The organism is Acidiphilium sp. PA (assembly GCF_026191915.1).
Lineage (GTDB): Bacteria > Pseudomonadota > Alphaproteobacteria > Acetobacterales > Acetobacteraceae > Acidiphilium.
The window spans coordinates 19692-31369 of record NZ_JAIMBY010000027.1; the positions used below are offsets into that span (position 1 = coordinate 19692).

The 11678-nt window shown below is 60.1% G+C and carries 11 protein-coding genes; all 11 read left to right on the forward strand.

Annotation, left to right across the window (positions count from 1 at the left end; all coding sequences use genetic code 11):
* Window positions 1-121 precede the first annotated feature (121 nt).
* Complete coding sequence (locus AruPA_RS18955; protein ID WP_265638324.1) at window positions 122-1408, forward strand: site-specific integrase; 1287 nt, start codon at window positions 122-124, stop codon at window positions 1406-1408.
* The gene (locus AruPA_RS18960) at window positions 1405-2019 is read left to right on the forward strand and encodes a hypothetical protein (protein WP_265638325.1); all 615 of its coding nucleotides are present in this window, start codon (window positions 1405-1407) and stop codon (window positions 2017-2019) included. Before AruPA_RS18955 ends, AruPA_RS18960 begins: the two co-directional genes overlap by 4 nt.
* A 78-nt stretch (window positions 2020-2097) precedes the next feature.
* Window positions 2098-2301 carry an AlpA family transcriptional regulator gene (locus AruPA_RS18965; protein WP_265638326.1) on the forward strand — a complete coding sequence of 68 codons (204 nt, stop codon included), beginning with the start codon at window positions 2098-2100 and terminating at the stop codon, window positions 2299-2301.
* Window positions 2302-2476: 175 nt separating this feature from the next.
* Window positions 2477-3280 carry a sigma-70 family RNA polymerase sigma factor gene (locus AruPA_RS18970; protein WP_265638327.1) on the forward strand — a complete coding sequence of 268 codons (804 nt, stop codon included), beginning with the start codon at window positions 2477-2479 and terminating at the stop codon, window positions 3278-3280.
* On the forward strand, window positions 3277-4266 hold the full coding sequence (locus tag AruPA_RS18975; RefSeq protein ID WP_265638328.1) for a hypothetical protein: 990 nt from the start codon (window positions 3277-3279) through the stop codon (window positions 4264-4266). Before AruPA_RS18970 ends, AruPA_RS18975 begins: the two co-directional genes overlap by 4 nt.
* Complete coding sequence (locus AruPA_RS18980) at window positions 4266-5951, forward strand: DUF5906 domain-containing protein (protein WP_265638329.1); 1686 nt, start codon at window positions 4266-4268, stop codon at window positions 5949-5951. Before AruPA_RS18975 ends, AruPA_RS18980 begins: the two co-directional genes overlap by 1 nt.
* 630 nt (window positions 5952-6581) lie before the next feature.
* Complete coding sequence (locus AruPA_RS18985; protein WP_265638330.1) at window positions 6582-6980, forward strand: hypothetical protein; 399 nt, start codon at window positions 6582-6584, stop codon at window positions 6978-6980.
* Window positions 6977-8395: a hypothetical protein gene (locus tag AruPA_RS18990; protein WP_265638331.1), complete on the forward strand. Its 1419-nt coding sequence runs from the start codon at window positions 6977-6979 to the stop codon at window positions 8393-8395. The genes AruPA_RS18985 and AruPA_RS18990 overlap by 4 nt, the downstream gene beginning before the upstream one ends.
* A 31-nt stretch (window positions 8396-8426) precedes the next feature.
* Entirely contained in the window at window positions 8427-8693 is a 267-nt protein-coding gene (locus AruPA_RS18995; protein ID WP_265638332.1) for a hypothetical protein, read from the forward strand.
* Entirely contained in the window at window positions 8690-9262 is a 573-nt protein-coding gene (locus AruPA_RS19000; protein ID WP_265638333.1) for a hypothetical protein, read from the forward strand. Before AruPA_RS18995 ends, AruPA_RS19000 begins: the two co-directional genes overlap by 4 nt.
* Window positions 9263-9369: 107 nt before the next feature.
* Window positions 9370-11238: a hypothetical protein gene (locus AruPA_RS19005; protein ID WP_265638334.1), complete on the forward strand. Its 1869-nt coding sequence runs from the start codon at window positions 9370-9372 to the stop codon at window positions 11236-11238.
* The last annotated feature ends 440 nt before the right edge of the window (window positions 11239-11678 follow it).

Here is an 11678-nt window from a genome sequence, read left to right on the forward strand (position 1 = left end):
GGTGGGCTTGGCGGATTTGCTTGCATTTATGGGTACCGCATGCAACATAGGGCAACACTGATTTGCGTGGGATGACGTAAATGTTTGTTGCCCCGCCGTTGCCCCGTAGGGAGTACCCGTCATGGCTAAGGTCACATTGTCCGACCGGTTCATCACTTCACCGAAGCGCGTTCCAGAGACGGGGCGGGTCGATTATCCCGATGCTCTGGTCCCTGGCCTAGCGCTCCGCGTCACCGCGGCCGGGCACCGCTCCTTTGTCTTGATCGCGCGATATCCCATGAAGCCGAAAAACCCGACCCGCCGCGCCTTGGGCGACTACGGCGAATTGTCGCTCGAAAAAGCGCGTGAGCAGGCGAGGGAGTGGATCGCGCTAATCAAAAAAGGAACTGACCCGAAAGTGGCGCAGGCCCGGCAGCGCGCCGCTGAGCACCGGGCGCAGGTCAACACGTTCAAGGCGGTTGCCGAGGCGTTCATTGAGCGGCACGTGTCCAAACTCGCCAAGGGGGACGAGGCGAAACGGATGATCGAGATGGAGTTCATCAAGCGGTGGGGGCACCGTCCGATCAATGACATCCTCCCTAGCGAGGTTGCCGAGGCCATCCGGCCGATCGCCAAGCGCGCGCCCTACTCGGCTCACAACGCATTCAGCATCCTGCGGCGCATGTTCAACTGGGCGATCGGCACCCACGAGTTCGGCGTCACTGAATCCCCTATGGAGCGACTGCGGCCTGCTGACCTAATCGGCCGGCGGGAATCGCGCGAACGTATTTTGAGCGATGGCGAATTGCGGACCGTTTGGGACAAGTGCCTTGACCAAGGGAAGGCAGTGGTCGGGCACGAGAACAAGGTGATGGGCTATCCCTACGGCCCCCTGATCCGCATGCTCATCCTGACCGGCCAGCGGTTGCGGGAAGTTGCCGACATGACGTGGTCGGAAGTGGACTTTACCAGCAAGGTCTGGACGATCCCGGCCGCGCGGATGAAGGGGGGGAGGGCGCACGCCGTTCCGCTCGCCCCCGATGCCGTTGCGCTGCTCAAATCGCTCCCCCGGTTCAGTGGCGAACACGTTTTTACCACCACGGATGGCAAAACATCCGTAAACGGGTTTGGCAAATGTAAAGAGCGCATCGATCGGCTTACCGGCGTCAAGAACTGGGTCATGCACGATCTGCGGCGCACCGTGCGCACCCATTTCAGCGCTTTGCCCGTTCAAGACTTGGTTCGCGAACTGGTCATCTCCCATGCCCGGCCTGGGCTGCACAAGGTCTACGACCAGCACTCATACATGGATGAAAAGCGGGAATGCCTGACGCTATGGGAGGCACGGTTGCGGGGCATCCTGGCACCGAAGCCGCCGGCGGATGTTGCGGATATTGAGGCAGAGCGGATTCGGAGGGCAGGGGCGTGAGCGCCCTGACGCCGGCAGACGTGGCAGCTTGGTTCGATCACCCGGCGGCGAGGCCGCAGCCGACCGCTGAAATGGTGGAGGGGCTGACGCATTTTTGTAATCTATGCTTGATCCAGCGCGGTGAACCGCCGGCCATTGCGGAGGTAACAAAGGTGGGGCGACAAAAGGTGGAACTAACAACCGACCGCATCCGCCGCGTTTTGGCTGCGCTCGAGGTGCTGAAAGAGGACCTGCCCGTTCTGATCGCTGGGGCCGATGGGTCTCAAAAAGCCGCCCACGACGCTGGCCGCGAGCCATTGCGGAAGGCTGAAAGCACGGTGGGGCCCACCAAAGAATTGCTCGCTGCTGTGGAGAATTGCGAAGGCGTGTTCCGTGTCAGACGAACCAAGAAGGCTGGCCGGCGTCGGGTTTGGGCAGCGGACGGGCAGGCGATCCTCGGAATGGCCATCGGGGCGTGGCGCTTGGCTGGTTGTCCCCGCCGGCTTGGGGCCAACCGAACTGGCCCGCTCCAGCACTTATTGATGCAAGCGCTTCCCGCGATCGGCCATGAGGTCAACGACTTTCAATTAAACGCGTGGCTGGCCGAAGAACTCAAAGTACGAAGAATCTAATTCGCATTTCTTCTGACGTTAAACACACATCTGGCGGCTAATTGAACTTCAGGCATCAACCTAGAACCTGAGGTCAAAATGAAATTCATCCGTTATCCAGAACTCAAAGATCGGGGCATCCCCTGGACCCGCGTGCATCTGGGTCGGCTCGTGCGGGCGGGTGAGTTTCCGCCCCCGGTCAATCTTGGGGGGAATTCGATCGCATGGGTGGAAGCCGAGATTGATGCTTGGGCCGCTGAACGCGCCGCTTCGCGCCCTGCCGTTCATCACGCCGCCAACTAGAAAGCCGCCGGCCCTGGCAGGACCGGCGGCATAATTGGTATCCTACGCGGCATCGACACCCGCTAGATAGCCAATTCTGCTGACAGTTCAAGCCGGGGCCTCGCAAATGAGGTGCCCCATGCTTCAAATAACTAAACCTTCCTGCTCTCCAGATCACGGCCTGAATGCGTCCGCGATGATGCTGGTCGAGAGCCACATCCCGTTCGCCCGCCGTGCCGCTTCCAAGGCTTCCCGCAAGTCCGGCGTCCCGTTTGACGATCTGTTCAGCGCGGCTTGCCTTGGCCTCACCGACGCCGCTCCTACCTTCGACCCCGAACGCGGGTTTGCATTTGCGACCTATGCTTTGCGGCCCGTCATGGCCCGTCTGCGCAATGAATGCCGACTGGTGGCCTCGGTGGTAAAGCGCCCCCGCCCGGTGCGGACCGACGCCGATCCGGGTGAACTGAAGCCATCACTGGCAGCCCTTCACCTCTCGGTCCGCTATACACAAGTTGCCCCGGATACGAGCATCGACGCGGAAAACGCCGATGATGTTGTTGGGGCCACCAGTGACCCCGAAACGACTGTGGCTGATCGCCAGCAATCCGACCAGCGCGCCGCGATGCTGGCCGCCGCCATCGCCACGCTGAAGCCCCGCGAACGGGAGATCATCACCGCCCGCCACGGCGACGATGAACCGGCAACGCTGGGTGACCTGGCCGTGCGCTTCGGGATCAGCGCCGAGCGGGTGCGGCAGATCGAGGCCGCAGCGTTATCTAAGATCACCCTCTATGTTAGGTCCGCCGCTGCGAAAACGGCGCACCGGAACTCACCTCGCAAGGTTACTAATCAGATCGATGGCATCGCCGCGATGCGGCCGTCCGAAGACCCGATCGATAACGTTCTGCGGCTTTGCGTTAGCGGCAGTTTCGGGATGGACCGATCGCCGGACCCCGCCGCGTTCATCGAACGGATGCGCCGTGTGGGGGGTGCGGAGTGAATTCGGACACCATCACCATCCTGCGTTCACGCGGCCGGCGCCTCGCCAAGCTGGTCAAGGCTGATGGCGCGATTGTCGGATACGACGAAGCCCGGATGTTCACCGTGATTGAGCATGATGTTGATAATCTCGACGATCTGCACCGCGCGCTGATCTGGCTATCAGACCGGCCGGATCGGTGCATTGTCCGTGCCGCGCTGATCAACGCGACGATCACCGGTCCGATCCGGCGTCTGCTTCATACGGACCGCGAAACGGGCGATCGTCCTACCCTTTATGAAGTGCCCCGTTTTTGGGTAGCCACCGACTGGGACGCTCTCGACAAGCCGGATGATGTCGACGTCACTGATCTGGCCGCCTGCGGCCGGGTGGCGCTGGAAAGACTGCCGTCAGCCTTCCACCGCGCCGCAACCATCGTATGCGCGACCGGATCGCATGGGGTGAAACCTGGAATCAGGGTTCGGTTGTGGCACTGGCTCGACCGGGCCATCACCGGAAAGGAAATCGAACGCTGGCTGGCAGGTATCGCCGGCCTCGATGTATCCGTTTTCCGCCCGGCTCAGATCATTTACACCGCCGCCCCAGTTTTTGAGGTTGGCGCTGATCTGTTGCCCAACCGCGTTGCTCTCATTCCGGGCGCTGATCGCGTGATCGTACCTCCCCCTGAAAAATTAGCACCCCCCGCACCAAGGCAAGCCAAGCCGCTGCCTGAAACCGGTACGATCAGGGCGGACACCGATGCGTGGTCCGCCCTGCGTGATGCCACCGCTCGCGTATCGAGTGCCGCAATATCATCGCGTCACACGACGATCCTGTCCGAAGCGGCACGATTGGCGCGGTTCGTCCATCGCGGACTGCTGGCCGCATCGAGCGTCGAAAATGCCCTTGTCGGTGCGGCGCGTGATGCCGGCAAACCCGCTGGCGAAGCCGAAGCAATTTTCGCCTGGGTGATGAAACAACCCCACACCAATTCGAGGGCCGCCTGATGCCTCGCGATGCCGACGAACTTGATATGCCGGAACCGCTACCGGACGAAGCCTATGCGACATTAAGCGAGTTCGAGCCGGAAACGATCAGTATGGATTCACTTGCCCAGTCCGCGCTGGAAATCGCCCGCGCGGCGGCGATGGCTCCGATCGAGTACGATCGCCAGCGCGAGGCAATCGCTGATCGGTTGGGCATCCGTCCCGAGGTGCTGGACCGGGAGGTTGCCGATGCCCGGCGCGCGGTTGGCCTGCGGCCAGGGGCAGGCACCGAGTTACGGGTGCAGGATATTAAAACCCCAGATGACGCGGTCGCCTATTTCAACGCGAAGCATTCCGTCGTGTTCGAGGGCGGCAAGACCGTCGTGTTTCTCTCCCGCACAGACGATATCCTGCACCGCCATGTGTTCGACCGCGTCACGTTCGAGGATCTGCGCAAGCTTTATTGCAACCGGACGGTGGAGGTTGAAAACGAGGAAAGCAAGAAACCGGATCACGTGCCAATCGCAAACATTTGGCTGAAATCGACACAACGCGCCGAATACCTTGGTGGCGTCGTGTTCGACCCGACCGACCAGCACGGGGCGGATGTTCTGAACCTATGGCGTGGTTTTGCGGTCAAGCCGAAGCCCGGTTCATGGCAGAAAATGAAGGAACACATTGAAACCGTCATCTGCAAGGGTGACCGTGTCAAATTCGATTACCTGATCGGATGGATGGCGCGGCTATTTCAGTTCCCAGCCGAACGCGCCGAGGTCGCTGTTGTCATTCGCGGGAAGGAAGGAACCGGCAAGGGCACGCTCGCCAATGCCATAAAGCGGGTATTCGGTCAGCACGGGATGTCAATATCGAATGCTAAGCATCTGACCGGCAATTTCAATTCCCATCTCCAAGACTGCGTGTTTTTGTTCGCCGATGAAGCGCTGTTCGCAGGTGACAAGGCGCATGTCGGTGTCCTGAAATCGATCATCACCGAACCGACCCTGACCATTGAAGGAAAGTATCGCAACCCCGTCGAGACCCCGAACTTTCTGCACCTTATGATGGCGTCAAACGAGGGTTGGGTGATCCCGGCAGGGTTGGAAGCGCGGCGGTTTTTCGTGCTCGAAACGTCTGATGACCACATAGAAGACTTCCCCTATTTCGCAGCGATCCAAAGCGAGATGACCAATGGCGGCTATGCCGCGATGCTGCATGATCTGCTGCACTATGACCTGGCTGGGTTCGATATCCGCAACGCGCCGAAGACCGCCGAACTCGGTGAACAGAAAAAACTGTCTCTGCCCACGACCGAGGCGTGGTGGCTCGACGTTTTGCAGCGGGGGTACGTGTTCCGCTCCAAAATCGGACTCGAAAACATTTTCGGGGAGTGGATGGAGGATGTCACGACCGAGTTGCTGTTCACCTCCTACGCAGAGTTTGCAAAAGGCATTGGAGAGCGCCACCCAGTCACCCGCGAGGCGATCGGGAAATGGTTGACTAAGCATGGGGCGCACTCAAGCCGACCACGCAATGCGATCGTCGGAGAACATATCACCAACGGCGGCGCGTATGGCGATTCCCGGATTGCCGCTCCCATCGTGAGAGAACGCGCCTGGGGGTACCGGCTCGGTGCACTCGATGCTGCCCGGAGAGGGTTCGAGGTGGAAACCGGCCTAAAATTTGATTGGGGTGTGTGTGACGAGTGAATCAGGAGGGTCAACCTAGACCAACCTAGACCAAAAACGGCCAACCCGGACCAGAAAAAGTGAGGAAACTCTAGGGGTGGTCTAGGTGGGCTAGGTGGGCCGGGTAAAAAAATGCAAAGACTTTTTAAATCGTGGCGTCCTTCCTTTTTTAATTTCTTTTGAAAAATAGAAATAACCTAGACCACCTAGACCAAGCCACAGAATCCCTAGGTTTTTACCTAGACCAGCACCCGGACCACCCTAGACCAACCCGGACCATCAAAAACTTGCCGGGATGAGGGATTATGAGGTGAGAAACGCCACGCCAAAAATCACCATCACCTTGGTTTCGATACGTAGCGCCAAAACCTCCCGCCGGCGGGAGATTCCGGACGCAGAACGTCGCGGCGCCGCGACCATACTTTCCGCCCCGCTGAATGCCTCGAACTTCCCGGCGCCGGGAAGTTTCAACCGTCCCGCCGGCGGGACAATTTAACGCCAATCCAATAGAGCAACCGGTTTATGACCGGTTGGCCGATGAACTTAAATCATTGTTTTTTATGACGAACTATTGAGAACGCGTTTCAACCGGCTAGATAGGGCAACATCGGGGCAACATTGCCGCACGCTTTCACCAATTTTGGGGACCAGATGACCGAGCCAACCGCCAAGCCGAAAAGAGTGCGCAAACGGGTAAAGCCGTTCGGCTCGAACGCGGCCAAGCGCATCGATGGCCGTACCCGAGAGGCGAAGCTGATGCACGCAATGCGCGCGGACCTGATCGCGCATGTCGGCAACCCGAACACCGCTGAACTGATCCTGATCGAAACATGCGTTCGCCTGCAAATGCACCTTGCCTGGATGGACAAAAAATTCATGGATAGCGGGGACATGAACCCGTTCGATAGCCGGCGGTACACGGCCTGGGCGAACACCTTGGCGCGGACGCTTGCCCGGCTTGGCTTGAAAGGTGCGGCGGCCAAAGGTCCAAACCTAGCCGAATACCTCGCCAGCAAAGCCGCCAACCCGACGCCCACCAGCGCGCCATGAGCATCACCATCCTTACCGCCTTGGCCGACGATGGCTTGTTCGGCACGCTCTTTGCCGATCCATCATGGGCGCGCTGGCGGGTGTTCCTGGCGGCACTGTTTGGCTTGGCGATGACCGACGCCGATTTGGCGGTTTACACCCACCACACTGGCCGATTGACGGCGCCGCTGGAGGCATTTCGTGAAGCCGCGCTCATCTGCGGCCGTCGAGGCGGAAAGTCCCGCGTGCTCGCCCTCATTGCCGTGTTCCTGACATGCTTTCGCGACTACAGCACAGTGACGGCACCGGGCGAGGTGCCAACAATCGCCATCATCGCTGCTGATCGAAAGCAGGCCCGCGTCATCCTCGGCTATGCAGTCGGCCTGCTCAAAGCCGTGCCCATGCTGGCCGGTCTAATTGAGGATCAACTTACCGAGTCGGTGCGGTTGACGAACGGGGTTGTGATCGAGGTGCACACCGGAGCGATCGGCGCACCGCGTGGTCGCACATTCGCAGCGGTTCTTTGCGACGAAATTGCGTTCTGGCGATCGGACGATAGCGCCAACCCAGACACCGAAGTCCTGGCAGCGGTACGCCCCGCACTCGCCACCATCCCCGGCTCGATGCTCCTGATGGCGTCATCGCCCTATGCTAAACGCGGCGCCCTCTACAACACGTTCAAGCGCCATTATGGACGTGATGGCAGCCGGACGCTCGTATGGCGCGGCGCATCGCTGGAAATGAACCCGGCGCTTGATCCGGCCATTGTCGAGGCGGCCCGAGAGGATGACCCTGCCAGCGCGCGGGCTGAATACGACGCTGAGTTTCGTGATGACATCGCTGCATTCGTGTCTCGCGAGGTCGTTGAGGGCTGCATCAGCACGGGACGGCATGAACTGCCACCACGGCAAGGTGTTCACTACACCGCCTTCACTGATCCATCAGGCGGCTCATCGGATAGCATGACCCTCGGAATTGCTCATCTTGATCGTGAGGGTGTGCCGGTACTCGATGCCCTGCGCGAAGTCCGACCACCATTTTCGCCGGAAGCGGTAGTGGTGGACTTTGCCCGTATTCTGCGAAGCTACGGCGTCAAGCAGGTGCACGGTGATCGCTATGCGGGCGAGTGGCCGCGTGAACGGTTTGCGGTGCACGGCATCACGTATCACCCGGCAGACCGGCCGAAATCTGATCTCTACCGCGATCTGCTGCCACTGCTGAACTCTGGCAACGCCGAACTGCTGGATGACCCGCGCTTGGTGCAGCAACTATGTGCGCTGGAACGGCGCACGGCGCGCGGCGGCCGGGATTCGATCGACCACCCGCCCGGTAATCACGACGATCTGGCAAACGCGGCTGTGGGTGCCTTGCTGCACGCGAAGATCAAACCGCCGCAACCCGCCCGCACAATCACGTTTAATTATATGGGACGTTAACGATGCCGAACAAACACAGAAAGGCAAAACAATGAGCGATCTAAGCCACACTGACCCCGATCTCGCGGCGCTCGATGCCCGTCTGCGGCGCGAAGCCGGCTATCCGCAAGACTGGCAGCCCGGTGATCCGACGCCACCGCCGAGGGTCGATGCCAGCAAGCTGACACCGGAGGAATACCGCCGCGCGAAAGCGGCCATGTCCGATTATTCCAGAAAGATGCAGCGAGTCCGCGATGAACGCGCCGCCATGGCACGCATCGCCGCCCGCCCCATCCACCAACCGAAAGCAACCAAATGACCCCGATCGAACGCCAATCCGCCCGCGCCGTGCATGCCGATGCGCAGCGCCTGCTCCGTGAAGCCCATACCGCTCTCGCATCTGCCAATGCTGACCACGCCGCTGCCGTTGCGAAACGTGCGGACCTGATACAGCAAGCCGCCGCCGGGTCCGGCTTGGGCGCCGCTGATCTGGTGCGGTCGGCCGGGAAGGTGACCGAAGCCGCTGCCACCGCCGAACTGGCCGAAGCCGTCCACGCCGCCGCAAAGCAGCGCGAATTCACCCTCCGCGAAGGCGCCGCGATCGCCGATCGCCTCGACCGCGATGACCGCCGCACCGCCGCCATAGCCCGCCGCATCGAAGCTGCCGAACGCCTCGACCGTGCCGTTGCCGAAGCCCGCAAGGCGATGTCGGATATGGATGTGGCTGGCCTGGAAGCACGGGATGCGGGGTTGCAGCATGCGCAACAATACTCGTTGCACCTCAGTCGCGAACGACCCCCCGCCGATCATTGGGGGACGCATGCCATCACTTCGCTGGCCGATGTCGAACGCGCCGTGCATGGCGTGATGAAGGCGCGCGCGGCCTGATGAACCGAATCCAGCGCAGTTACGAAGGGGTTCTCTCTGCGCCGGCCAGCCCGGCGGCATTTCCCCAGTGTCGCCGGGCGCACCCTTTTCAAGAAAGATAACGAGCGATGATCCGCGCCTACAGAATCGGTATTGAGATAGCCGCAACGAACTCGGTTGCGCCCGTTCTCCGCGTCATCACCCGCGATCTGCTTGGGCTGGGACGCGAAGCCGATCACCTTAAGGGCAAGTTTTCCGCCGTCAAGATTGCGGCGGTTGGCGCGTTTGCGGCGATGGGCGGCGTTGCGATCCTGGGTGCAACCGCGAAACTGGCATCCTACGGCAACAAACTGGCAGAGGTGCAATCTCGCTTGCGGCAGATGGGCGTTTCTGCTGGCAATGTCGGCCGCCTGACCGATGCCGCGTTTGCGCAGTCCATGCGAACGCCGAACGTTGATTACGCCGACGCCTTGGCCGCGCTGATGAAAACCCGGACCGTACTGGGTTCGAGCAAAGAAGCACGCGCCGCCGCGCCGTATGTGGTGCGAGCCGAGGGCGTTCTGACGAATTGGGGTATGGGCGGTCCGACCGCGCTGGCAGAGCTGCTCAAATCCATCGAATTGCGCGGCGGCACCTATGGCGCGGATGGCAAGACGTTCTCGGTTGCGGCACTCCGCACCAACCTGACCGATGCGCTGGCCGCACAGAACATCGCTGGCAAACTGCTTACGCCAAACGTAATCATGCGGACCACGAAACTAGCCGGGCCCGCCTCGCAGATGATGAACACTCAGGCTTGGTGGACATCTTTGGCCGAAGCGGCGCAACAGATGGGGCCAAGCGCCGGCCGTGGCTTTGCGATGGTACTCAAAGAGTTCAGCGGCGGTCCGATCAGCCGGTTGTATGCTTACAACTTGCAAAAATACGGATTAGCGAAGGCAAGCGGGTTTATCCATATCCCGCATACATTTCAGACCGCGCTTAAACCGAACGCGCTCAAAGGCTCCGACGTGTTGTACGGGCAAAGTTTGTTTGCTTGGACGCAGAAAATACTTGTGCCGACGCTCGAAGCGCATGGCGTGCATGGTAAGAAGGCGTTGCTGGCAGCGGTCTATCAGACCATCAGCAGTCAAACCGGATCGCGCCTGGTGGCGAACATGATCACCAATGCGCTTAGTTATCTCCGCACATCGAAGCAGATGCAGCAATCGATGGGCGTCTCGATTTTCGGCATGCAGATGAACCAATCAATGAACGCCCCGATGAAGGCTCTACACGGCGCGTTTGAAAGTTTCCTGATGACGATCGGTCGCCCGTTGGTGCCGGTTGCGGTGAAAGTGCTGAACACGCTCACCAATGCAATCGTCGGCATGACAAAATGGGCCAAGGTGCATCCACAACTGATCAGGGACATTGTTTACGGCATGGGAGCCGTAGGGGCTGGGCTGGTGGCGTTTGGCACCACGGCCGTCATCGTTGCCCTCTCGACGCTCGGCACCGTGCCGGCGATCATGGGTGCCAGCGTGGCGGCGATCGCGGCGGGCGTCGGGGTGATCATCGCCAACTTCAACGGGATGCACCGAAGCTTGCTCATGGCCGGTACGGCCATCGAGCGGTTCATTCACGAAGTCGCATTTGTCGCCACCCACCCGCTTGCCGATCTAAAGGCGGTTGGAAACGCTTGGTCTCACACGATGGTAGGTCATTATTTTGAAGGCAACGGAGGCCATTGGGTCAACCACAAAAGCGCGGCTGGTAGCTATCAGACATGGGCACCCGGAGCCGCAAAGCCGACGCGACAAGCCGCCGTTCCTGCCGCGCGCCCATCCGGTGCGGACAACGGCCTCATCCCCACCGTCAACATCGGAAATTGGGGCGACGGGCAACGGGCCATCAAACATGGCCTAGCCGCCTCGCTAAGCCAGAACCAAGGCAGCACAACGGGCTTTAACGGGCGGGCGTCTCCGTTCGGCACGCCGGCATTCGTCGGGCCATGAGCGAACGTGAGAGGGTTTGCGCAGACGAAGTTACTCAGTCATCATAACGCGATTTTACATGAGATCACAGGCATAAGGATCGTAGCAGTGGACACTCGCTGGAATGAAGTTTATAGGTTTTTTCAATCATTAAAAGAAGATACTGAAATAAGAGAAATAGAGCCACTAGAATATATAGAGAAATACAGACGAGTATACGCCATAATCGAATCAATCGTAGCAGATAAAGATACAGACCCGGACGACCGGAGTTTAGCCATTGACTTAATCGATCAAGCTAGACTGCTAGCTAGACATCATATCGTAACCGTTCACACCCCCGGGTCAGATCGCTAGCTGGGCAGGGATGGTGGGCAGCAGATTGTTAGAGCGAGCGGCGGTGATGAGGGCGTAGGCATAGGCCCATGGATCCGTGCGGCGCTTGCGGCAGGTGTCAATGA